Here is a 23,476-nt window from a genome sequence, read left to right as displayed (position 1 = left end):
TGACGTACGCAAGCGCGGCGTCAATCACCGGCCATCAAGCCTTCGATCTCCTCGGCGCTGCGCTCCAGCGCGGCGGTCAGCACGCGGTGGCCGTCGTCGGTGATCAGCACGTCGTCTTCGGTGCGGATGCCGATGCCGCGCCAGCGCGGCTCCACCTGCTTGTCGTCGGCGGCGATGTACAGCCCCGGTTCGATGGTGAAGACCATGCCCGGCTCGAGCAGGCGCGAGGCGCCGGCCAGCTTGTAGTCGCCGACGTCGTGCACGTCCAGGCCGAGCCAGTGCCCGGTCTTGTGCCGGTAGAAACGCCGGTAGTCGCCATCGGCCAGGTTCCGCTCCAGCGTGCCCTTGAGCAGGCCCAGCCGCAGCAAGCCTTCGGTGAGGGTCTGCACCGCGGCCAGGTGCCCGGCCTCGTAGGCGACGCCCGGCTGCGCCTGCGCCAGCGCCGCCGCATGCGCCGCGCCGACCAGATCGTGCAGCGCGCGCTGCTCGGCGCTGAAGCGGCCGCTCACCGGGAAGGTGCGGGTGATGTCGGCGGCGTAGCCGCGGTACTCGGCGCCGGCGTCGACCAGCACCAGTTCGCCGTCGCGCAGGCGCGCGGTGTTGGCGCGGTAGTGCAGCACGCAGGCGTTGACGCCGCTGCCGACGATGCTGCCGTACGCCGGCCAGGCGTCGCCGGCGCGGAACTCGCGCTCGATCTCGGCCTGCACCTGGTATTCGTGGATGCCCGGCCGCGCCAGCCGCATCGCCGCGCGATGCGCGGCCACGCTGAGGTCGGCGGCGACCTGCATCAGCGCGATCTCGTCGCGCGACTTGAACAGGCGCTGCTCGTGCAGCAGGTGGCCCAGTTCCAGGAACTCGTGCGGCGGCTGCGCGCCATGCCGCACCTGCTCGCGCACCCGATTGACCCAGCCGATCAGCTTGAGGTCGAAATCGACGTCGCGGCCGAAGTGGTAGTACACCCGCGAGCGGCCTTCCAGCAGGCCCGGCAGGATCTCGTCGAGATCCTCGATCGGGTACGCATCGTCCATGCCGTAGCGTTCCACCGCGCCTTCCTGGCCTTCGCGCGGGCCGTCCCAGGCCTCGCGCTCGGGATCGCGCTCGCGGCAGAACAGCAGCGCCTCGCCGTGCTTGCGGCCCGGCACCAGCACCAGCACCGCCTCCGGCTCGGGGAAGCCGCACAGGTACCAGAAATCCGAATCCTGCCGGTACGGATAGTGCGTGTCGTGGCTACGGACCCGCTCCGGCGCGCTGGGCAGCACCAGGATGGCGTGGTCGCCGGCCATGTCCATCAGGTGTTTGCGCCGACGCGCGTATTCGCCCGCGCCGATGCCGGTGAGTCGCTTCATCGCGTCAGTTCAGGCGTTGCCGATGGCGCGGGCCGAGTACGCAGTCGCTGTGCAGAAGCAGCGCGGCCACGCGCACGAATTCCTCGATCTCGGCCAGCGCGTCCTCGTCCTCGTCGGCGCTGTCGAAATCGTCGGTGCTGGCCTGGGCCAGCCGCGCCAGATCCTGCAGCGACTCTTCGCCTTCTTCCGACAACGGCGGCTTGGCGCCGGCGGCCAAGCCGAACCCGCCGAGGAAGCCGCGGCACCAGTCGAACAGCGCGTCGGCGCGCTCGGACAGCGGCGCGCCGGCATCGGCCAGGACCAGGTCGAAGGCGAAATCGCGGTCCTCCAGTTGCGCGGCGGTGGCCTCGCGCAAGCGGTCCAGCACGTCGCCGCGGCGCGGCGTGGCGATGCCGGCATCGGCCAGCACCGCGGCCGGCCACGCCGCCAGGTCGGCGCCGCCGCCGGCCAGCCAGCCGCACAACGCGCCGTGGAGTTCGGCCGCCGACGCGGCCAGGCCCAGTTGCTGGCTGGCTTGGGTGACGTCGTCGGCGCTAGGAAGTTCGATCATGGACGCGAGGCCTGTTGTGCGCTCGCCACGGAGAGTCGGGGCCAGCGGCGGAGCGGGACTGCGCAGTGTAGCAATCCGCATGTGTCGCGCTGCTTGTGAAGGCTTCCGGCGGGCGCCTACACTCCACCACCCCCTTTCCTGACCGAAGCCCTCTTCCCGCCATGTCGATCGAGCACGTCGCTGCGGGAATTGCCGGCCATGCCGGAACGGATTGGCGCTGGGGTTGGGCCGCCGCAGCGGCGATCCTGGCGGTGGCCGCGCTGGTTTCCGCGCTGCAGGCGCTGCACTGGCGGCGGCGCATGCAGCAACAGCAGCAACGCCAGCAGCAGCTGCAACAGCGCGACCGCCATCTGAAGCTGGCGCTGTGGGCCTCCGGCGAGCACTTCTGGGATTACGACCTGCAGCAGCGCAAGCTGCGCCGCATGCGCGCCGACGAGGCGGCGCCGCATGCGCAGGAGATCACCATGGTGATCCGCGAGGACGATCCGCTGCGCATCCATCCCGACGACGTGCCGCAGGCCGAGCGCGCGCTGCGCGAACACCTGCAGGGCCTGACCCCGGTCTACGTGGCCGAGTACCGGGTGGACCTGGCCGGCGACGGCGTGTGGCTGTGGGCGCGGGTGCGCGGCCGCGTGGTCGACTACGACGCCGCCGGCAAGCCGCGCCGGCTCGCCGGCACCGCACGCGACATCACCTCGCACCGCCAGGCCGACCTGGAACGGCGCATCGCCAGCGAAGTGCTGCGCAGCATGAGCGAGGCGGTCGCGGTGCTGGACGAAGACTTGCGCTTCATCTCGGTCAACCCGGCCTTCACCCGCATCACCGGCTACAGCGAACGCGAGGTGCTCGGCCAGCCGATGACCCTGCTCGACCATGCGCCCGACGTGCCCGCCGCGCCGCCGCTCGAGCGCGGCCGGTCCTGGCGCGGCGATGCCTGGAAGCGGCGCAAGGACGGCCTGGAAATCCTCTGCCACGTGCGCCGCAACACGGTCGTCGACGCCGACGGCCGGCACAGCTTCCACGTGGTGGTGCTGGAAGACATCACCGACCAGAAGCGCGCCGAGCAGGAACTGCGCTACCTGGCCAACTACGACACGCTGACCAGCCTGCCCAACCGCGCGCTGCTGTCCGAGCGGCTGGCGCGCGCGATCGTGCGCGCGCGGCGCCAGGGCAGTTCGGTGGCGGTGCTGTTCCTGGACCTGGACCGGTTCAAGGACATCAACGATTCGCTCGGCCATGCGGTCGGCGACCGGGTGCTGCGCGCGGTCGCCGAACGCCTGCAGCAGGCGGTGGGCCCGCAGCACACGGTCGCACGCCTGGCCGGCGACGAGTTCACCGTGGTGGTGGAGGACATCGCCGATCAGGCCGAGGCCGAAGCCGTCGCCACGCGCGTGCTGGCCGCGTTCGATGCGCCGCTGCAACTGGAGGATCGCCGCGAAGTGGCGATCTCCTCGTCGATCGGCATCTCGCTGTTCCCGCAGCACGCGTTGCTGCCCAGCGAACTGCTCAAGCATGCCGACACCGCGATGTACCAGGCCAAGGCCGCCGGGCGCCGCAACGTGCAGGTGTATTCGGCGCGCATGGACGAGGCCACCCGCCACCGCGCCACCCTGGCCAGCAGCCTGCGCAAGATCCCGTTCGACCAGGAGCTGAAGCTGGTCTACCAGCCGCGCTATTCGCTGCGCGAGCAGCGCGTGGTCGGCGTGGAAGCGCTGCTGCGCTGGCACAGCGCCGATTTCGGCACGGTCTCGCCGAGCCAGTTCATCCCCCTGGCCGAAGAAACCGGGCTGATCCTGGAGATCGGCGAATGGGTGCTGCGCCAGGCCTGCAGCACGCTGCGCGAATGGCGCCAGCTGGGCCTGACCGACTTGTGCATGTCGGTCAACGTCTCGGCGATCCAGCTCGAGCGCGGCGACCTGCCGGCGTTGATGGCGCGGATCCTGGCCGAGACCGGGGTCCCGGCCGGCAACGTCGAGCTGGAACTCACCGAAAGCGTGGTGATGTCGCAGGTCGGCAAGAACGCCGCCACCCTGCACGCCTGCCGCGCCCTGGGCCTGGCCCTGGCGATCGACGACTTCGGCACCGGCTATTCGTCGCTGGCCTACCTGAAGCGCTTGCCGATCAACACCTTGAAGATCGACCAGGAATTCATCGGCGACCTGACCCGCGATCCGGACGACGAGGCGATCACCAGCACCATCATCGCGATGGGCCACTCGCTGACCCTGAAAGTGGTCGCCGAAGGCGTGGAGCTGCCCGGCCAGCTGGCCTTCCTGCGCCAGCACGGCTGCGACGAGATCCAGGGCCATCTGGTCGCGCCGGCACTGGAACCGGACGCCTGCCTGCAGTTGCTGCGGCAGCCGCTGCTGCTGCCCGCCTGAGCGGCGGCCGTCGCGCCGTCCGCCGGCGTCTTGACCGCCGCTCGGGCGCATGCCTATCGTGGGCGCCATGGACAGCCCCGACGCCCTCGCCCAGCTTCGCACCCTCGCCACACGCGTGGAAACGCTGGTCGAGCGCTGCCAGCGCCTCGCCGACGAGAACCGCAGCCTGCGCCAGCAGCAGGAGCAGTTGATCGGCGAGCGTTCGCAGCTGCTGACCAAGAACGAGCAGGCGCGCTCGCGGGTCGAGGCGATGATCACCCGGCTCAAGTCGCTGGAGCAGCACACGTGAGCGAACCGGTCAGCGTCCGCATCCTGGACCGCGAATACACCGTCGGCGTCGAGGCCGAAGAACGCGACAGCCTGCTCGCCGCCGCGCGCCTGCTCGACGCGAAGATGCGCGAGGTGCGCGGCAGCAACCGCATGGCCGCGGTGGACCGGGTCGCGGTGCTGGCCGCCTTGAACCTGGCGCACGAGCTGCAGCAACTGCGCGACGAGCAGGCCCGGCGCGATCATGAGATGGCGCGCACGCTCGCCGATCTCAATCGCCGACTCGACGGCGTGGTCGATACGGCGCGTTGATACACGCCTCGCATTTCGATCATCAACGTGAATTGCGCCGTACCGCGCGACCGACGAACGGACTAGCCAAGCGCGGCGACGGCGCTATACTTCGCTTGCGTTCTCTGCTGTAAACGACAGCGTGTGCAAACATTCGCCTTGTCCCTTAATTACGACCACGGGATGGCGACGGAATCGGGTGTGCAGGTCCGCCTTGTAGCGGGAAGCCCGATGGTTCCCCAGCTATCCCACTTGAACCCCGGGTTCAAGGTCGTTTCGCACGCATCGTCATGGCGGAGAATGCAATATCCCGGAAACGGCGCCGCAAGGCGCCGTTTCCTTTTGTGCGTCCGGCATGCGCCACGCCCGACGCCCATCGCCTCGGCGCCGTCGCTGGCGTCCCCGCAGCGCACGGCGTCCCGCACCGACCAGCCGCCCGCGCAAGCCTGGGATACTGTCGCGCCCTTCCAGGAGACGCCGCATGCCCTCGCTCGCCCAGATCATCGACCGCTTCGACCCGAACGCCGGGTTCGACGTGCCTGCCAGCTGGTTGCAGGGACGCACCGCCTTCGGTGGCCTGTCCGCGGCACTGGCGCTGCAGACCGCGCTGCGCGCGGCGCCGTCCGCGCTGCCGCCGCTGAAGTCGGCGCATATCTGGTTCGTCGGCCCCACCGATGCCACCCTGCGTTTCCAGGCGCAGCCGCTGCGCCAGGGCAAGTCCGCCACCTCGATCGCGGTCGATTGCCTGGCCGGCGCGCAGGTCGCGCTGCGCGCGGCGCTGCTGTTCGCGCAGCCACGTCCCAGCCGCATCGCCCACGACTTCATGCCTGCGCGGCCCGCGATGTGCGGGCCCGACGCCGCAACGCCGATCGCCGCCAGCGCGATCACCCCGGCGTTCGCCGCCAACTTCGAGATGCGCCTGGCCGGCGGCGCGCTGCCGGTGTCCGCCGCGGCCAGCCCGGAGCTGATGGTCTGGGTGCGCCATCGCGACAGCGCGGGCGTGGATCCGAGCCTGGCCCTGATCGCGCTCGGCGACAGCCTGCCGCCGGCGGCGATGGCCTGCTTCACCGAACCGGCGCCGGTCAGCTCGATGACCTGGACCCTGGATTTCCCGCAGCCGGCCGCGGCAGGCGACTGGTTCCTGCTGCGTTCGGCCAGCCAGCACGCCGCCGACGGCTACTCGCTGCAGGACATGCAGATCTGGGACGAAGCCGGGCAGCTGGTGCTGTCGGGCCGGCAGACGGTGGCGATCTACGCCTGATGCCGCGACGACGGCAACGCCCTAGCCAGTCCACGCGCCGGCACCGACAATAGCGCCGTCCCTTCCCGCGCCTGCCCGATGACTCCCGACGACCGCGACCTCCTGCGCCAGCAACTGCGCGCGCGCCGCCGCGCGCTCCCCGCCGCCGCGCGCCTGGCCGCCGCCGACGCGCTGGCGCTGCGCTTGCTGGACCTGCCGTTCGCGCCGCAGCACGGCCACGTCGCCGGCTATTGGGCGATGGACGGGGAGATCGCGCTGCACCGCTGGCAATTGAGCCTGCCGGCCGGCGTGCAGTACTGCCTGCCGGTGCTCAGCGGCAAGACCCTGCGTTTCGCGCCGTGGCGCCCGGGGCAGCCGCTGACCGCCAACCGCTACGGCATTCCCGAACCCGATGTCGCCGCCGAGGCGACGCTGGCGCCCGAGCAGCTGGCGCTGGTGGTGGCGCCGCTGGTCGGCTTCGACGCCGGCGGCGGACGCCTGGGCATGGGGGGCGGCTGGTATGATCGCAGCTTCGCATTTCGCCAGCGGCAAGCGCCTCCGCCCTGGCTGGTCGGCGCCGCCTTCGCTGCGCAGCAGGTCGACGCGCTGTCCGTCGCCGCCTGGGACGTGGCGCTGGATGCGGTCTGCACCGACTCCCACACCCTCCTGACCGCGACCGATCTCCCCGCATGACCGCACGCAAGCGCTACTGGCTGATGAAGTCCGAACCGGACGCCTTCTCGATCGACGACCTGCAGCGGGTCGGCAGCGAACCCTGGAACGGGGTGCGCAACTACCAGGCGCGCAACTTCATGCGCGACGGCATGAAGGTCGGCGACGGCATCCTGTTCTATCACTCCAACTGCAAGGTGCCTGGCATCGTCGGCACCGCCACGGTGGCCAGCGACGCGTATCCGGACGTCACCCAGTTCGATCCCACCTCCGACTACCACGACCCCAAGGCCACCCGCGAACAGCCGCGCTGGTATCTGGTGGACGTGGCGTTCGAGCGCAAGCTCGCGCGCACCATCGCGCTGGACGAGATCAAGCAGCACGCCGACGCGCTCGGCGAAGGCTTCCCGCTGACCGCGCGCGGCAACCGCCTGTCAGTGTTCCCGGTCAGCGCCGCGCAGTGGAAGCTGCTGTTGGCGCTCGAGTAGCCGGGATTGGGGATTGGGCATTGGGGATTCGTCCCTGCCCGGCCCCGCCTGCCGCTTTGACGAATCCCCAATCCCCAATCACGAATCCCGAGCCCCCCATGTCCGAAAGCAAACGCCTGGCCGCCGAAAAAGCCATCGAATACGTCGAAGACGGCATGATCGTCGGCGTCGGCACCGGCTCCACCGTGGCCTACTTCATCGACGCGCTGGGCCGCATCGGCCATCGCATCAAGGGCGCGGTGTCCAGCTCCGAGCAGAGCACCGCGCGTCTGCGCCAGCACGGCATCGAGGTGCTGGAGCTGAACCACACCGGCAACCTGTCGCTGTACGTGGACGGCGCCGACGAGTGCGATCCGAACCGTTGCCTGATCAAGGGCGGCGGCGCCGCGCTGACCCGCGAGAAGATCATCGCCGAGGCCAGCGAGCGCTTCGTGTGCATCATCGACCCGAGCAAGCAGGTGCAGACGCTGGGCGCGTTCCCGCTGCCGATCGAGGTGATCCCGATGGCGCGCAGCCTGGTCGCGCGCGAGATCCTGGCGCGCACCGGCGGCCAGCCGGTCTGGCGCGACGGCGTGGTCACCGACAACGGCAACGTGGTGCTCGACGTGCACCACCTCAGCATCACCGATCCGGTGGCGCTGGAGCGCGAACTGAACCAGATCCCCGGCGTGGTCTGCGTCGGCCTGTTCGCGCGCCGCCCGGCCGACGTGGTGATCGTCGGTGGCGAGCCGCCGCGCGTCCTGTAGGACGCGCGCGGGATTGGGGATTCGGGATTGGGGATTGGTAAAAGCCAAAATCTCCCTCCGGCCTCCGAATCCGCTGTTGCGAATCCCCAATCCCGAATCCCCACTCCCGGCTCTCTTGACTCGCCACCCACCATGCAACAAGGTGCGCGCTGATCCCACCTTCCCCGGCAACGCCATGTCCCTGTTCCGCGCCCTGTTCGTCCTCGTCCTGCTGACCCTCAGCGGCTGCGCCAGCGCCGGCGGCCATTGGGTGGAACTGGCCGGACACCGCTACCAGGTCGAGCTGGCCCAGGACGATGCGACCCGCGCGCGCGGGCTGATGTTCCGCGACCAGATGGACGCCGACCACGGCATGCTGTTCATCCACGACCGCGAGGAACCGCAGGCCTACTGGATGAAGAACACCAAGATCGCGCTGGACATCCTGTACTTCGACACCCAGCGCAAGCTGGTGGCGCAGCAGCGCGACGTGCCGCCGTGCTCGGCCGGCAACGCCTGCCCGCCCTATCCCAGCAACGCGCCGGCGCGCTACGTGCTGGAACTCAATGCCGGCCAGGCCGCGCAACTCAAGCTGCAGGACGGCGCCGAGCTGAGCTTCGGCCCGGGCATCCCCACCGCCCGCTGAGCCGCGCCGGCGTCGGAAAAAGCGCCGCCGCTGTGGCGCTGAACCCGACACCGCTGTCGGGAACCCCCGGACTTGATCGCGTCGCACTTTGCAGCCAGTCTTGGGCCATGGTCGACCGACTGACATTGCCGAGCTGGAATACCCTGGCCGCGCTGGACGACGATGCGCTGCCGCTGCTGGCCACCGCGCTGCTGATCGCCCGCGACGAGTATCCGGAACTGGATGCCGAGCACTACGACACGCTGGCGCAGAACCACGCCGAGCACCTGCGCCACGAAGTGGCGATGATCGAGCCGTGGCCGCTGAAGATGGCCGCGATCAACCGCCACCTGTTCGAGGAACTCGGCTACAGCGGCAACCACGACGAGTACTACGACCCGCGCAACAGCTACATGAACGAGGTCTTCGAGCGCCGCCTGGGCAATCCGATCTCGCTGGCGCTGGTGCAGATGGAAGTGGCGCGGCGGCTGGACATCCCGCTCGACGGCGTGTCCTTCCCCGGACACTTCCTGGTGCGCCTGCCGGTGGACGACGGCCTGCTGGTGATGGACCCGTTCAACGGCGGCCGCCCGCTGGCGGTGGAAGAACTGCGCGAACGCGCGCGTCCGCACCTGGGCGGCGAGACCCCGGACGACCGTGCGCTGCTGCAGATCCTGGATCCGGCGCCGCACCGCGCGATCCTGACCCGGGTGCTGCGCAACCTGCACGGCGTCTACGCCGAACGCGACGAATGGGATCGCGCCGCACGCAGCGCCGACCGCGTGCTCAAACTGATGCCCGACCAGCCCGAAGCCCTGCGCGACCGCGGCCTGGCCTACCTGCAGATGGACTACGTCCCCGGCGCGCGCCGCGACCTGGGCCGCTACCTGCAACTGAACCCGGAAGCCAACGACGTGCTGCCGATCCGCGAACGCCTGGTGGAACTTAGCGCGCGGGCGCAGCGGATGCATTGAGGCTGGGAATCGGGAGTGGGGAATCGGGAATGGGAAAAGCAGCTGCCCTGAGGCTCAGGGTTACTGGCTTGACCAAACGGTCAATACGTAGCCGTCCGAATCGTCCATGCTAGCGTCCGTGGGAGGACAGCTCGACCTGACCTGTGGTGTTGCCGCAATCCGATGGCTCGGAATCGCTGTGTATGCCCGGACAACCCTAAACCCAATCCACCGCGCGAGATCTGGAGGCAGGGAGTCGCTGTTCCCATTCCCGATTCCCCACTCCCCATTCCCAGCAATCACTCCATCTCCACCATCTCGAAATCGTCCTTGGTCACGCCGCAGTCCGGGCAGGTCCAGGTGTCGGGCACGTCTTCCCAGCGGGTGCCGGGGGCGATGCCCTCTTCCGGCAGGCCGTCGATTTCCCGGTAGATGAAGCCGCAGACGACGCACATCCAGGCGCGGTAGGTGGTGGCAGTGGCATCGCTCATTGGATAATCGCGGGTCTACGGGCTGAACGGAGGGGCATTGTCCCACCGTCGCCTGCACACCGGAAGGCTCCTCCATGAATGCATCACCGCCGCCCCGCGGCGTCTACCTGATCACGCCCGACGAGGCCGACGGCGCGCGCCTGCTGGCGCGCGTGGCGCCGCTGCTCGGCCACGGCCCGACCTGGCTGCAGTACCGCAACAAGCGCGCCGACGCGGCGCAGCGCCTGGCCCAGGCGACGGCGCTGCAGGCGCTATGCGCGCAGGCCGGGGTGCCGCTGATCGTCAACGACGATGTGGCCCTGGCGCAGGCGGTCGGCGCCGCCGGCGTGCACCTGGGCGAAGACGACGGCGACCTGGCCGCCGCGCGCGCAGCGCTCGGTGCCGACGCGCTGATCGGCGCCTCGTGCTACGACGACCTCGCGCTGGCCCGCGCCGCCGCCGCGGCCGGCGCCAGCTACGTCGCCTTCGGCGCGTTCTTCCCCACCCGCAGCAAGGTCACCACGCGCCGCGCCGACCCCGGCCTGCTGCGCGATGCCGCGGCACTGGGTTTGCCGCGGGTGGCGATCGGCGGGGTGCATCCCGACAACGGCCGCGCCTTGGTCGCCGCCGGCGCCGACCTGCTGGCGGTGATCAGCGGCGTGTTCGACGCCGAGGATCCGCCTGCCGCGCTGGCCGCCTACCGCGCCTGCTTCGACTGAGGCGGGGGGCCGGCGCGGGTATCGAATGCGCCGCTGGCGGAGCGCTCTTGGTGCGAAGCCTCGCGCCTCCAAACGCAGCGAGCGCTTCGCGCACGTACCCTCACCCCAACCCCTCTCCCGGTGGGAGAGGGGCTTAGGCTATTCCCTCTCCCCTCGGGACCATGGCCCCTTTTCGGGGGAAGGTGCCCCGCAGGGGCGGATGAGGGGACGGGCGCAGCCTCGCGCACCCAAACTTCGCGAGGCGCTTCGCGCACGTACCCCTCACCCCAACCCCTCTCCCGACGGGAGAGGGGCTTGGAACCATGCGCGCTCAGAAGTCGTAGCTCAGCGTCACCCGTGCCGAGCGCGGCGCCTGGTAGGCCACTGCCTGGTTCCATAGCGGATTGACTTGACCAGGATTCAATTCGGAGAACGGATAGACGTTGGTCACCGTCTGCCGGTTGGTGACGTTGAACACGTCCAGGCTCAGCGCCAGTTTGCCTTCGGCGAACTTCGGCTTGTAGGTCAGGCCCAGGTCGAGCTGCGCCACCCAGCCCAGATTGCCATGCGACCCCGGCGGCGACGCCTCGCCGGTGCCGGTGGCAGGGTTGTAGCAGAAGTGGTACGTGCCGCCGGTGATGCTGGGATTGGCATAGCCGGCCGGGTCGCGGTCGCCGGCGTCGTAGTTGCTGCCGTAGTAATAGCCCAGGCAGGGCCGTGGCGCGCCGGAAATCAGGCTCAGGTTCGCGGACGTGCCCCACTCCTCGGTCAGCTGATAGAAGCCGTATGCCTTCAGCTGATGGCGGCGATCGTTGGACTGGTTGCCGTTGAAGTTCTCCATCAGCGCCGCATGGTCCCAGCTCTGCGTGGTCGAGGTCGCCGCCTGGCCCTGGTAGCTGCCCAGCGCGCCGCCGGTGCGCCACAGGTCCGAACGCAACTGGCCTTCGGTGGTGCCGTAGCTGTGCGACCACACGTAGCTCATCTTGGTGTACCAGCGGCCGTCGAACGGACGCTCCAGGTTGAATTCCAGCGCCGAGTAGCGGCGCTTGAATTCGGGGTAGCCGCCCTGCTCGCGGGTCACGGTCAGCGCATGCACCTGGCCGTCGGTACCGATCACCCGGTAGGTATTGGTCTTGCCCGGATTCACCAGCGCCGCGCTGGCGTTCTTGGTCCAGTCGATGTCCACGCCCGCGGCGGCGGCCGCCGCCACCAGGCCCGCGTTGGAGTTGTCGAGGTTGGTGTCGTCGATGCCGTCGTTGAGCCGGCGGTGGGTGCCGCGCACGCCGAACACCCAATCGTTCGGCAACACCGTGGTGAAGCCGAGAATGACCTCGTCCTGGTTCTCGCCCTTGATGTCCTCGGCCACCGCGGTGCGCACGTCGGCGAGCCGGCCGAAACGCGAGTTGGCCGACACCGGCGGCGCCAGCTGGGTGGCGAGGATCGGCGTGCCGTCGGCATTGATGCCGCTGTAGGTGTAGTAGGTGCTGGTGGACACCGCGGGGGTGAACAGGCCCGCCGGCGACAGCGGCAGGCCGAGGTAGTAGCGGCCGATGTTGCCGTACACCTTCAGGCTGGAATCGCCGTGGACGTCCCAGCTGAAGCCCAGCCGCGGCGCCCACTGGTTCTTCAGTTCGATGTAGGCCTGGCCGAACGGGGTGTAGTTGGTGAAGCTATCGTTGCGCACGCCGAGCGAGAGCATCAGTCTGTCGGTGGCCTGCCAGTGGTCTTCGAGGTAGTACGCGGTCTGCTTGGCGTCGTAGGAATACAGGTTGGTGTCGATGTCCTGGGTGACGTAGTAGCCGGTGCTGCCGTAGGTGGGATCGGCCAGGCCCGGGCTGGGCACGCCGATGCTGCCGTCCTCGGCCACCGAACCGCTGACCTGGCCGCCGCTGTTGAGGCCGTACGGGTCCGGCGTGTAGCCGTAGGTCCACGCATAGCCGGGGCCGGACTTGTACGTGCCGATGTTGATCGCCTCGCTCTTCTGGTTGTCGATGCCGACGTCGATGCTGTGCGCACCGAGCCGCCAATTGAGATTGAGGCGCAGGTTGTCCTTCTTGTACTCGCGGTCCGGATCGGTGATCGAGACGACGCGCTGCTGGTTGCTGATCGGCGTTGCGCCGACGTACGCCGGGTTCTGGTTGTCGACGCTGTTGAGGAACGGGCCGTTGCCGGCGTCGTAGCCGATCGCGGTGAGCTTGTTGGGCAGGCTCTCCTTGCCGTACAGCGCGGTGAAGGTGAGGTTGTCGCCGAAATAGCCGGTGTACTTGCCCAGGAACAGGGTCGGGCCGAACTCGTTCTTGGCTTCGCGGCCCACATAGCTGCCGACCTCGCGATTGACGTAGTCGTAGCCGTAGATGTTGCCGTTGGTGCGCGCCTTGTCCTGCGCGCCGGTGAATTCGAGCAGGTGGTTGTCGCTGATCTGCCAGTCGATCTTGGCGTAGGCGCGGGTCTGCTTGTAGTCGTAGCGGGTCCACGGCGAGCCGGAGATGCCGCCGGAGGTGACCCGCGCGTCGGCGACGCGGGTGCCGCTGGAATCGACCTGCTCCAGCGCCAGGAAGAAGAACAATCGATCCTGCACCAGCGGACCGCCGAGGTAGGCGCTGTAGGTGGTCTGGTCGGCGGTGGTCTCGCTCAGCGGCATGTAGTTGCCGGCGGTGTACTTGGAATTGCTCGGATCCGAGTACACGCTGTCCTTGCGGAAATACAGATCGCTCTGCCTGGCGCTGAGGCTGTCCGGTTGCCAGATCACCGCCGCGCCGAAATGCCATTCGTTGCTGCCGCGCTTGCCGACCTGGCTGATCACGCCGCCGTTGGAACGGCCGTATTGCGCGCCGTAGCCGCCGGTGAAGATTTCCTGCTGGTCGATCGCGCCGTACGGCAAGGTCAGCCCGCCCAGGCTGCTGGCCGGATCGGTGGTGTTGAAGCCGTTGAGGTAGTAGGCGTTCTCGCTCGCCGCCGAGCCGCCGAAGCTGGCCAGCGAGCCGCCGAGCGGGCCGTTGTCGTAGCCGCCGCTGTTGGCGACCACGCCCGGCGCCAGCAACGCGATGGCCTCGGCGCTGCGGCCCAGCGGCAGCACCGCCAGTTGCTCGGCGGTGATCACGGTGCGGCTGTCGACGCTGGCCACGTCGATCCTGGCCACGTTGCCGGCCACCACGTTGACCGCATCCAGCGTCTGCGCCGGGCCGCCGAAGCCGACTTCGGTGCCGGCGCCGACCACCAGGCTGATGTTCTCGCGCGTCTCCACCACCTGGCCGTCGCGCTTGAGGGTGACCGTGTAGGTGCCCAGCGGCAGATTGCCCTGTGCGTAACGGCCGCGTTCGTCCACCTTGACCTCGCGGCTGAAGCCGCTGGTGTTGGTGATCAGCACGCTGCTCTCGCCGGCGCCGGGCGGCACGCTGCCGACGATGCTGCCGGTGGTGGACTGCGCATAGCCATTGCCGGCGGCAAGCGCCAACGCGAGCGCCAGGGCGCTCCTGCGGATCGTACGGTGCATGCTCTCTCCCCGAAGATGAAGATCGTTGGCAACCCAACGAAAAATGCAGGCGCCGCGCCAATGGCCGATGGCGCGCCCCGCGAACCCTGTGCAAACTCCGCCCACCGCACGGCCGCTCGCTGTCGGCGATCGGGCCGTGCGCCCCTGGACGTTCCGATACTAGGCAGCGGATCACACGAGGAAGCCGGTCGCGGCGGGTAGGTGCGCGGCGGGCGGGTAGGTGCGCGGCCGAACCGCGGGCGACATGGCACGTGCAGGCGGCAGCCGCGACAATAGGCGGCATCGCTCCGCGCCCGGCCCACCGGCCCGGCCAGCCTCGTCAAGGATCCCGCCCATGCACCATGCCCGCTCGCACGCCCTCTTCGCCCAGGCGCAATCGCTGATCCCCGGCGGCGTCAACTCGCCGGTCCGCGCCTTCAAGTCGGTGGGCGGCGAGCCGTTCTTCGTGCAGCGCGCCGACGGCCCCTATCTGTACGACGTGGACGGCAACCGCTACATCGACTACGTCGGCTCGTGGGGGCCGATGATCGCCGGGCACAACCACCCGGCGGTGCGCGAGGCGGTGCAGCGCGCGATCGGCGACGGCCTGTCGTTCGGCGCGCCGTGCCCGGCCGAGGTGACCATGGCCGACACCATCACCCGCCTGGTGCCCTCGTGCGAGATGGTGCGCATGGTCAATTCCGGCACCGAAGCCACCCTGTCGGCAGTGCGCCTGGCGCGCGGCGCCACCGGGCGCAACCGCATCGTCAAGTTCGAAGGCTGCTACCACGGCCACGGCGACTCCTTCCTGGTCAAGGCCGGCAGCGGCATGCTGACCCTGGGCGTGCCGACCTCGCCGGGCGTGCCGGCAGGCCTGAGCGAACTCACCGCGACGCTGAGCTACAACGACTTCGAAGGGGCCACCGCCTTGTTCGACCAGATCGGCGGCGAGATCGCCGCCGTCATCATCGAGCCGGTGGTCGGCAACGCCAACTGCATCCCGCCGCGCGAGGGTTACCTGCAACACCTGCGCGAACTGTGCACCCGCCACGGCGCGCTGCTGATCTTCGACGAGGTGATGACCGGCTTCCGCGTGGCGCTGGGCGGCGCGCAGGCGCACTACGGCGTGATGCCGGACCTGACTACCTTCGGCAAGATCATCGGCGGCGGCATGCCGGTCGGCGCCTATGGCGGCCGCGCCGAGCTGATGCGGCAGATCGCCCCGTCCGGGCCGATCTACCAGGCCGGCACGCTGAGCGGCAATCCGGTGGCGATGGCCGCCGGCCTGGCGATGCTGGAACTGGTGCAGGCGCCGGGCTTCCACCAGCGCCTGGATGCGGCCACCGCCGCGCTGTGCGCCGGGCTGGAGCAGGCCGCCGCCGCGGCCGGAGTGGCGGTCACCACCAACCGGGTCGGGGCGATGTTCGGGCTGTTCTTCACGTCGGAGAAGGTCGAGACCTACGCCCAGGCCACCGCCTGCGACACCGCCGCGTTCAACCGCTTCTTCCACGCGATGCTCGCGCGCGGCGTGTTCCTGGCGCCCTCGGCGTACGAGGCCGGCTTCCTGTCCAGCGCGCACGATCAAGGCGTGCTGGAGGCCACGCTGGCCGCGGCGCGCGAGGCATTCGGCGTGGTCGCCGCCGGCTGAACGGAAACTGAGCACCCGGTCGCGACTTTGCTTTTGTCGCGGCCGTGTCATAAGTTCAACGTTCACGGCCAACGGACGGCATCAGGGCGGGGGCCCGTGGAATCGGTACCGCACACGCGCTTTCCGCGATCTGCGCGGCGAGCCGGCACGCGTCCGACTCCGTACCGTCACCCGAACCGCCAGAGGGCGCAAGGGCGACCGCTGCAGACACTCATGGCGACATGCTCAAGCCTGTCACGCTGTTGAATCCGCGTTTCCCTCCGGCCGCGCACGACAGTCCCGCCATGCCCGACTGGGTGCTGGCCGACAAACTGGCGCCGCCGCGCTCGCGCGTGGCCGCGGTGGCGCGCGAGGCGTTGCTGCAGCATCTGGACCGCGCCGCCGAGCTGCCGCTGACGCTGTTGCTGGCGCCGCCCGGCTTCGGCAAGACCACCTTGCTCGGGCAATGGCACCAGCGCCTGCGCGAGCGCGGCGAGGCCGCGGTGGCGTGGCTGTCGCTGGACGAGGACGACGCCGATCCGGGGCGCTTCCTCGCCTACCTGGCGCTGGCCGCGCGTGGCGCCGGGATCGAACTCGGCGCGCCCTTGCAGGCGGTGCTGCAGCAGCGGGGCCAGGACCTGGAGGTGGCGTCCACCCTGCCGGTGCTGATCCGCGCGATCCGTGCCGCGCCGCGGCGCCTGCTGGTGATCCTCGACGACTACGATCGCGGCCACGCCAGCGCGCTCGACGAGGTGGTGACGCGGCTGGTCGAACATGCCGGCGGCCAATTGCACCTGTTGCTGGCCACCCGGCGCGCGCCGGCGCTGCCATTGGCGCGCTGGGCGCTACAGGGCCAGCTGGAACGCATCGGCGCACGCGAACTCGCGCTGGACGACGCCGAGACGCTGGCCCTGCTGGGACCGCAGGTGCCGGCGGCGATGGCCCGCCAGTTGCGCCGCCAGACCGAGGGCTGGGCGGTCGCGCTGCAACTGGCCGGGCTATGGCTGGGCGGCGACGAACGCCGCCGCGACGATCTGGGCCGGTTCTCCGGACGCACCGCCGCGCTGGCGGCGTATCTGGCCGAGCAGGTGCTCAACGACCTGGATCCGGCCTTGCGCGCGTTGCTGCTGCAGCTGTCGCCGCTGGAACGGTTCAACGCCGCGCTCGCCGACGCGGTGCGCGAACGCGACGACAGCGGCCGCCTGCTGGAGCGGCTGGCGCACTTCCAGGGCCTGCTGGTGGCGCTGGACGGCGAGCAGGAATGGTTCCGCTTCCATCCGCTGTTCGCCGATTATCTGTCCCAGCAGCTGGAACGCGACACGCCCGGACTGGCCCCGCAGCTGCACCGGCGCGCCGCGCACTGGTTCGACGCGCACGGACAGTTGCCCGAAGCGGTGCGGCATGCGGTGCGCGGCGGCGCGATCGACAGCGCCGCCGACTGCATCGCCCGCGCCGGCACCTGGCAGTTGCTGCTGCGCCACGGCACCGCCCCGATCCGCGCGCTGCTGCGCCGCTTCCCGCGCAGCAGCATCGGCGAGCGGCCGGCGCTGAACCTGACCCAGGCCTACCTGCACATGAAGCTGGGCGAGTTCGCGCACGCGCAGACCCTGCTGGAACGCTTCCGCGATTTCCCCGAACAGGTGCGCGCCCCGTTCGAACGCGACTACACGGTGGTGGTGGCGCTGCTGCGCGACCTGCTCGACCAGGTCTGCGCCAACCCGCGCGGACTGGCGCAGATCGCCGCGCAGGCGGCGGCGCTGGACGAGGACGACAGCCTGGGCCGCGGCACGCTATGGTGTATCTGCGCCACCACCGCACTGGGCCGCGCCGATTTCGCCGGCGCCGAGCGCTATGCGCAGCTGGCCGGTACCGCGATGCAGGCCAGCGGCAGCGAAGTCGGCACCAGCTATGCGCTGATCCATCTGGCGCAGAGCCACTACTACCGCGGCCAACTGGAGCGGGCCGAAGCCATCTGCCGCCAGGCGCTGGCCATCGCCCAGCGCCAGCAACAGCTCGATCCCACCCTGCAGGCGGTTGGCCAGTGCCTGCTGGCGCAGCTGCAATGCGAGCACGGCCGCTACGACGAAGCCGCCGACTGCCTGCAGCCGGCGCTGGGGTTCCTGGAACAGCACGACGGCTGGCTGGACATCTATGCCGCCGGCTACGAGACCGCGCTGGTGCTGGCGCGGCAGCACGACCGCAGCGGCCGCGCCGCGCTGGCTCTGCTCGACCATATCGACCGCATCGCGCATGCGCGGCACCTCGGCCGGCTCGCCGACCTGGCGCTGGCCTGGCGGCTGCACGTGCTGCTCGACCAGCCGCCCTCGCCGGCGATCGACGTGCTGGTCGCGCGCACCGGCGGCGAGGCGCGGTTCGCGCACGCGCTGGGCCAGCCGCAGGATTGGCGCTTCCTCGCCGCGCTCGGCTTCGCCCTGGCCCGCTGGCATCGGCTGGGCGGACGCACCCGCGCTGCGCTGGCGGTGCTGCAAGGCGTCGAAGCGGCCTGCGTGGCCGCCGACAACCAGGTGCAGCTGGCGCGGGTGCGCGCGCGCATCGCGCTGGTGCTGCACGACCGCGGCGAATCCGCCGCCGCCCTGCCCTATCTGCGTCACGCGCTGCAGCACGTGGCCAGCACCCAGGCCTGGCAATGCCTGCTGGAACTGGGCGTGCCGGGCAAGGCGCTGCTGCGCATGGCGCGCCAGCAGGATCCGCAGGCCGCACCGAACACCACGCTGGCGATGACCATCCAGGCGCTGCTCGACAAGCTGCGCCACGACCAGGACAGCGGCGCCGACCTGTTCAGCGAACGCGAACTGGAAGTGCTGGCGCTGCTGGCGCAGGGCGATGCGAACAAGCAGATCGCGCGACGCCTGGCGCTGTCGGAGAACACGGTCAAGTTCCACCTGAAGAACCTGTACCGCAAGCTGGAAGCCGGCACCCGCGAAGCGGCGCTGGCCAGCGCGCTGCAACGCGGCCTGCTGCAGCGCATGGCGCCGCCGGATTCCGCATTGGACTGAGTGCGATCTCGCAATCGCGAGAATCGTCGCGACCCTGTAGGAGCGGCTTCAGCCGCGACCGGGCCCTACCGGGAAAGCCCGGTCGCGGCTGAAGCCGCTCCTACAGGTGAGTCGGCACTGACGCAGGCCGACGCCTGCGGCACCATCCTGTTCGAAATGCGCTGCAGATCGCCGATCGCAACCTGCAGCGCAACCGCAACCGCGGCGACTCAGCCGAACACGAACTTGCCCTTCATCATCGCCCAGTGCCCCGGGAACGAGCAGAAGAACGTGTAGTCGCCGCCCTTGCTCAACTTGGCGGTGGAGAACTTGACCGTGTCCGACTGCCCGGCGCCGATCACCTTGGTGTGCGCGATGATCCGCGCGTCGTTCTTCGGCAGGTAGTTGTCGGCCAGGCTGGAGCTGGTGCCGGCATTGGCCACCGCCTGGAAGTCCGGGGTCTTGGTCAGCACCCAGTTGTGGCCCATCACCGCGGCAGCGAGCTTGCCGCTGTGCTTGAGCGTCAGCGCCACTTCGGTGCAGTCGGCGGCGACCTTGATCTGGGGTTGGTCGAAGGACATCTGGTCGGTGCCGGTGATGGTCACCGCGCAGGTCTTGGCCCAGGCCGCCGGCGCGAACGCGAGCGCGGCGAGGACCAGCAAGGGGGACAGCGACTTCGCTTTCAAGACGGACTCCTTCAATGGGGACGGCACAGCAACGCGAACCTCGCCAGCATGCGCTGCGCGCGCAGCGGCGTCGCCACGACTGTCTGCCTTTGCGCAAATGTTTGTCAACGACAAGTCCTCGTGCACTGCAGCATCCGGCGCAGGCAATGCCTAGGCGTTGCGGAAGAATCCGTGCAGCGGATCATGCAGCGCCATCCTCGGCGCCGGCACCGGCAGCGGCCCGCGCTTGCCGGCCGCCACCTGCGCGAACGCGCTCTTGAATCGCGCCATCTCCGGCGCGGTGCCGACGGTGATGCGCGACCGGTTCGGCCACAACGCCCAGCTGCGGCCGACGAACACGCCATAGGTGGCCATCGCGTCCATGAACTCCTTCGCCGGGCGCTTCACGTCGACCATGAAGCAATTGCTTTCCGACGCCGTGCACGCATAGCCCTGCGCCCCGAGCCAGCGCACCACGTCGCTGCGGATGGCGCTGTTGAGCGTGCGCCGCTGCGGCACCAGCGCCGGATCGCGCAGGCTGACCAGGCCGGCGGCGACCGCGGTCACCGGCAGGCTGTTGACGCTGTAGAACTTCAGCTTGGCCAGCAGCTCCGGCCGCGCCACCGCATAGCCCAGGCGGATGCCGGCCATGCCGTAGAGCTTGGAGAAGGTGCGCAACACGATCACGTCGTCGCCGGCGGCGACGCGGTCGACCATGCTGCGGGCGCTGTCGGAGAAATGCAGATACGCCTCGTCGACCACCAGCACGCTGCCCTTGGGCTTGTGCGCCAGCGCATAGTCCAGGTCCTTGCGCGACGTCACCGAACCGGTGGGATTGTTCGGGTTGCAGATGTAGATCACCCCGGCGTTGGCGTCGGCGGCGCACATCGCCTGCACGTCGTGCGCGTCGTCCTTGCGCAGCGGCACCTTGATCACCTTGGCGCCGTTGCGCGCAGCGGCGCGCCAGCCGGATTCGAAGGTCGGATCGGCGGTGACCAGCGACGCGCTGGGCGAGGTGAACGCCAGCATGGTGTAGTCCAGCGGCTCGGTGGAACCGGCGTAGGCCATCAGGTGATCGATGCCCACGCCGAGCTGGTCGGCGAGGGTCTGCAGCAATTCCAGTTGCAGCTCGCCCAGGTAACGGCCGCCGCTGGACGCGATCGCGGCGATCGCGCGCTGCGCGGCCGGCGACGGTCCGCCGGGATATTCGTTGGCGTTGATCAGCACCGGCGCCAGGTCGGCATTGGTCGCCTGCGCCGCGGCGGGCGCGGCCTGCGCCAGCCACGGCGCGCCGAAGCCGGCCGCGGCGACCAGCGCCGAGTCCTTGAGGAAAGTGCGGCGCGAACGCGACGGCTGCTGCATGGCGGACTCCTTGGAAGACAGGGCGAAGAACCTACGGACGCACGGCGACCACTTCGATCTCGATGCGGTACAGCGGATTGCCCAGCGCGGCGATCTGGAACGCCGAGCGCGACGGCAGGTTGGGCTGTTCGGGCGTGCCGAAGAACTGCCGGTAACCCTCCATGAACCCGGCGAAATCCATCTTCCCGCCCAGCGCCGGATCGCCGACCAGGAACGCCTGCATCTTGACCACGTCGCGCATGCCCAGGCCCATGCCGTGCAGCTGCGCTTCGATCTGCGACAGCACGCTGATGGTCTGCGCCTTGGTGTCGCCGTAGGCGGCGGGCGAATCCTTCGGCGCGCTCGCATCGATCGGCCGCGGCACCGCGCCGCTGAGATAGACCGTGGTCTTGCCCGCCGGGATCTCCACCGCCGCGGAAATCGGGAAATCGCTGTTGGGAATCTTGTGGCGCACGATTTCGGCGGCGCCGGCCAGGGCGGGCAGCCACAGCGCAGCGCACAGACCGGCACGGAGCGAGCGGGAAACGAACGAACGGCGCATGCGGAACTCCTCGCGATCGGAAAAGAGAATGAAACGGAACCGGCTCAGTGCCGCAGCGTGCGCACCTCGTCGGCGCTGAGCTTGCCGGGATAGTCGTTGCCGAACTGGCTGCGCACGTAATGCACGACCTCGGCGACCTGCTGATCGTTGAGCATGCCGGCGAAACCGGGCATGCCGCCGCGGCCGTCGAGCACCATCATCGCCACGTACGGCGCCGCGGCCACCTTGGGGTTGCCGGCCAGCGCCGGATACTCGCCGCCGCCGCGCGCGCCCTGCCCGCCGGGCATGTGGCAGCTCTGGCAGATCGCCGCGTACACGGTGGCGCCGGAAGCGGTGGCGAACGCGGCCTGCGGATACAGCGGCGTGGCATCGGAGCTCTGCGCCGCGGCCGGGCCGATCGCCGGCGGCAGCATCAGCGCCAGCACCCCGGCGGCGACCGCCGCGGCGAGCATCCAGTGACGATCCAGCTTCATGCGCGGGCTCCGTTGACGACGCGGCGATGCAGGCGCTCGATCGCGTCGAGTGCCGAGGTGATGGCCCCTTCCTGCCAGGCCGGAATGTACGAGGCGTGCTCGCCGGCGAGCGCGATGCGACCGTCGATCCGGCACAGGTTCTCGTAGTGCTCGGCGCGTGCGGCATCGCTCCACACGCCGAAGCAGCCATGGGTGAACGGCACCCGGTGCCAGCCCACGGCGATGCCGTTGTCGAATTCGCGCGGGTACTGCGGATGCAGCTGGGTGCCGTATTCCACCGCCTTGGCCACGCGCTGCTGCGGCGTCATCGAGGTGAACTCGAACGCCTCCAGTCCCCACACGTAGGCGCCGAGCAGCACGCCCTTGCCGGCGCTCTGGAAACCGGTGCTCGGATAGCTGATCAGGGTGATCGGCAGGTCGGTGTAGCTGATGCCGCCGTAGATCGCCTCGTCCTCTTCCCAGAAGCGGCGCTTGAACTGCAGCCCGACCTTCACCGAGGCCGCGTATGGCACCTGCCCGATCGCGGCGGCCATCTTCTCGCCCACCGCGAGCGGAATGCGGCTGAGGATCGACAGCGGGATCGTGCACACACACCAATCGGCCTTGGCCAGTTGCTCGGCGCCGGCGCCGTCCTGGTAGGCGACGCTGACCCCGTGCGCGTCCTGATCGATGCGGGTGACCCGTGCGTTGTAGCGGATCGCGTCGCCTAGCTCGCGCGCGAACGCCTTGCCGATCTGGTCCATGCCGCCGACCGGCTGGAACATCGCGGTCTGCATTTCGTAGTTGTTGCCGGCCGCCAGCGTGGTCCACAGCCGCGAGCGCAGGATGTCCTGGGTGGTGAACGGTTCGGAGAACTGCGGCTTGCCGGACAGGCCGCCGCCGGGATATTTGGCGAAGCCGCGGCGCTCGCTGCTCTCGCGGCCTTTGACGTAGCCGAAATCCTTGTCCAGCGCGCCCCAGTTGCGCAGCGACTCGAGCAGGATCTCCTGGTCCTCGCGCTGCACCTGCGCATCCAGCGCGCCCTGCCGGGTGCTCTTGGCCAGCAGTTCGGCCACGTGCCCCTTGTAGTCGGCGTCGATGTCGCGGAAACGCTGCGGCTTGCCGCCGAACCCCTCGCGGCTGTGCAGCAGCGCGTTGAAGTTGACCTGCACGAACGGTTCCAGCGCCACCCCGAACTGCTTGCAGTAGGACAGCACCGCCTTGTGATGGTGCGGGATGCGCCACGGGCCGGGATTGAGGTACATGCCCTCGTCGAAGCCGCACTGCTGCTCGAAGCCGCCCAGCTCGGTGTAGCGATCGCCGCCGCGCAGCGTCCAGTTGCGGCCGCCCGGACGCGCGTTGTACTCGAGCACCTGCACGCGATAGCCGGCCTTGCGCAGCTCATAGGCCGCGGTCAGCCCGGCCAGGCCGGCGCCGAGCACCAGCACCGACGCGCCCTTGGCGTCGCCGTCCAGCCGCGGCACGCCGCCGAAGCGCGATTCGGCGGCCAGGCCCAGGCTGTGCATCGCCTGGTACATCATCGCGCCGCCGCCGGCCAGGCCGATCCTGGCGAGCAATTGGCGGCGGGTCATGGCGCCCCTGGTTGGTGCTTGCATCGTCGATATCGCCTCACGGATTGCGGATCGACCATAGCC

At 69.7% G+C, this 23,476-nt stretch carries 21 protein-coding genes and 1 other RNA gene; 13 read left to right on the top strand and 9 right to left on the bottom strand.

Features of this window, described 5'->3' with window-relative positions; all coding sequences use genetic code 11:
• Nucleotides 1-20: 20 nt before the first annotated feature.
• The gene (locus JR064_RS10245) at nt 21-1,346 is read right to left on the bottom strand and encodes an aminopeptidase P N-terminal domain-containing protein (RefSeq protein ID WP_206229639.1); all 1,326 of its coding nucleotides are present in this window, start codon (nt 1,344-1,346) and stop codon (nt 21-23) included.
• A 4-nt stretch (nt 1,347-1,350) separates the two neighbouring features.
• Nucleotides 1,351-1,896 (bottom strand): YecA/YgfB family protein, encoded by a 546-nt coding sequence (locus JR064_RS10240; protein ID WP_179566969.1) that lies wholly within the window; start codon nt 1,894-1,896, stop codon nt 1,351-1,353.
• A gap of 161 nt (nt 1,897-2,057) precedes the next feature.
• Between JR064_RS10240 and JR064_RS10235 the strand changes: the two genes are divergently transcribed.
• From JR064_RS10235 to JR064_RS10190, 10 genes are all read left to right on the top strand, one after another.
• Nucleotides 2,058-4,277, top strand: coding sequence for a putative bifunctional diguanylate cyclase/phosphodiesterase (locus JR064_RS10235; protein ID WP_191824496.1), 2,220 nt, complete (start codon nt 2,058-2,060; stop codon nt 4,275-4,277).
• Nucleotides 4,278-4,344: 67 nt separating this feature from the next.
• Nucleotides 4,345-4,566 carry a TIGR02449 family protein gene (locus JR064_RS10230; RefSeq protein WP_179566973.1) on the top strand — a complete coding sequence of 74 codons (222 nt, stop codon included), beginning with the start codon at nt 4,345-4,347 and terminating at the stop codon, nt 4,564-4,566.
• Nucleotides 4,563-4,856 carry a cell division protein ZapA gene (locus tag JR064_RS10225; RefSeq protein ID WP_003471552.1) on the top strand — a complete coding sequence of 98 codons (294 nt, stop codon included), beginning with the start codon at nt 4,563-4,565 and terminating at the stop codon, nt 4,854-4,856. The genes JR064_RS10230 and JR064_RS10225 overlap by 4 nt, the downstream gene beginning before the upstream one ends.
• A 98-nt stretch (nt 4,857-4,954) precedes the next feature.
• A non-coding RNA gene (gene ssrS, locus JR064_RS10220) (6S RNA) lies at nt 4,955-5,139 on the top strand.
• Nucleotides 5,140-5,316: 177 nt separating this feature from the next.
• Nucleotides 5,317-6,096 (top strand): acyl-CoA thioesterase, encoded by a 780-nt coding sequence (locus JR064_RS10215; protein ID WP_206229638.1) that lies wholly within the window; start codon nt 5,317-5,319, stop codon nt 6,094-6,096.
• Nucleotides 6,097-6,174: 78 nt separating this feature from the next.
• Nucleotides 6,175-6,768: a 5-formyltetrahydrofolate cyclo-ligase gene (locus JR064_RS10210; RefSeq protein ID WP_206229637.1), complete on the top strand. Its 594-nt coding sequence runs from the start codon at nt 6,175-6,177 to the stop codon at nt 6,766-6,768.
• Nucleotides 6,765-7,235, top strand: coding sequence for an EVE domain-containing protein (locus JR064_RS10205; RefSeq protein ID WP_179566985.1), 471 nt, complete (start codon nt 6,765-6,767; stop codon nt 7,233-7,235). Before JR064_RS10210 ends, JR064_RS10205 begins: the two co-directional genes overlap by 4 nt.
• 98 nt (nt 7,236-7,333) lie before the next feature.
• Nucleotides 7,334-7,981 carry a ribose-5-phosphate isomerase RpiA gene (rpiA, locus tag JR064_RS10200; protein ID WP_145702709.1) on the top strand — a complete coding sequence of 216 codons (648 nt, stop codon included), beginning with the start codon at nt 7,334-7,336 and terminating at the stop codon, nt 7,979-7,981.
• A gap of 175 nt (nt 7,982-8,156) precedes the next feature.
• Nucleotides 8,157-8,606 carry a DUF192 domain-containing protein gene (locus JR064_RS10195; RefSeq protein WP_179566987.1) on the top strand — a complete coding sequence of 150 codons (450 nt, stop codon included), beginning with the start codon at nt 8,157-8,159 and terminating at the stop codon, nt 8,604-8,606.
• Between the two features lie 38 nt (nt 8,607-8,644).
• Entirely contained in the window at nt 8,645-9,559 is a 915-nt protein-coding gene (locus JR064_RS10190) for a SirB1 family protein (protein WP_369916623.1), read from the top strand.
• A 278-nt stretch (nt 9,560-9,837) separates the two neighbouring features.
• On the opposite strand, the gene JR064_RS10185 is transcribed toward JR064_RS10190, so the two are convergent.
• Entirely contained in the window at nt 9,838-10,029 is a 192-nt protein-coding gene (locus tag JR064_RS10185; protein WP_003477416.1) for a rubredoxin, read from the bottom strand.
• A 74-nt stretch (nt 10,030-10,103) separates the two neighbouring features.
• On the opposite strand from JR064_RS10185, the gene thiE reads away from it, so the two are divergent.
• Nucleotides 10,104-10,727, top strand: coding sequence for a thiamine phosphate synthase (thiE, locus tag JR064_RS10180; RefSeq protein ID WP_206229636.1), 624 nt, complete (start codon nt 10,104-10,106; stop codon nt 10,725-10,727).
• 310 nt (nt 10,728-11,037) lie between these two features.
• Here the strand turns inward: thiE and JR064_RS10175 are convergent, their stop codons facing one another.
• On the bottom strand, nt 11,038-14,199 hold the full coding sequence (locus tag JR064_RS10175) for a TonB-dependent receptor (protein ID WP_179566991.1): 3,162 nt from the start codon (nt 14,197-14,199) through the stop codon (nt 11,038-11,040).
• A 334-nt stretch (nt 14,200-14,533) separates the two neighbouring features.
• Between JR064_RS10175 and hemL the strand changes: the two genes are divergently transcribed.
• Nucleotides 14,534-15,826 carry a glutamate-1-semialdehyde 2,1-aminomutase gene (gene hemL, locus JR064_RS10170; RefSeq protein ID WP_206229635.1) on the top strand — a complete coding sequence of 431 codons (1,293 nt, stop codon included), beginning with the start codon at nt 14,534-14,536 and terminating at the stop codon, nt 15,824-15,826.
• Between the two features lie 221 nt (nt 15,827-16,047).
• Entirely contained in the window at nt 16,048-18,822 is a 2,775-nt protein-coding gene (locus JR064_RS10165; RefSeq protein WP_206229634.1) for a winged helix-turn-helix domain-containing protein, read from the top strand.
• Nucleotides 18,823-19,031: 209 nt separating this feature from the next.
• On the opposite strand, the gene azu is transcribed toward JR064_RS10165, so the two are convergent.
• From azu to JR064_RS10140, 5 genes are all read right to left on the bottom strand, one after another.
• Nucleotides 19,032-19,472 carry an azurin gene (gene azu, locus JR064_RS10160; protein WP_318241178.1) on the bottom strand — a complete coding sequence of 147 codons (441 nt, stop codon included), beginning with the start codon at nt 19,470-19,472 and terminating at the stop codon, nt 19,032-19,034.
• A gap of 165 nt (nt 19,473-19,637) precedes the next feature.
• Nucleotides 19,638-20,828, bottom strand: coding sequence for a pyridoxal phosphate-dependent aminotransferase (locus JR064_RS10155; RefSeq protein ID WP_179566994.1), 1,191 nt, complete (start codon nt 20,826-20,828; stop codon nt 19,638-19,640).
• 31 nt (nt 20,829-20,859) lie between these two features.
• Nucleotides 20,860-21,369: a RidA family protein gene (locus JR064_RS10150; protein WP_206229633.1), complete on the bottom strand. Its 510-nt coding sequence runs from the start codon at nt 21,367-21,369 to the stop codon at nt 20,860-20,862.
• 44 nt (nt 21,370-21,413) lie between these two features.
• Complete coding sequence (locus tag JR064_RS10145; protein ID WP_225209733.1) at nt 21,414-21,842, bottom strand: c-type cytochrome; 429 nt, start codon at nt 21,840-21,842, stop codon at nt 21,414-21,416.
• Entirely contained in the window at nt 21,839-23,437 is a 1,599-nt protein-coding gene (locus tag JR064_RS10140) for a flavin monoamine oxidase family protein (protein ID WP_425510288.1), read from the bottom strand. The genes JR064_RS10145 and JR064_RS10140 overlap by 4 nt, the downstream gene beginning before the upstream one ends.
• Nucleotides 23,438-23,476: the final 39 nt, after the last annotated feature.

The organism is Xanthomonas bonasiae, from assembly GCF_017163705.1.
Lineage (GTDB): Bacteria > Pseudomonadota > Gammaproteobacteria > Xanthomonadales > Xanthomonadaceae > Xanthomonas_A > Xanthomonas_A bonasiae.
This window is presented reverse-complemented; position numbering and strand designations above follow the sequence as displayed.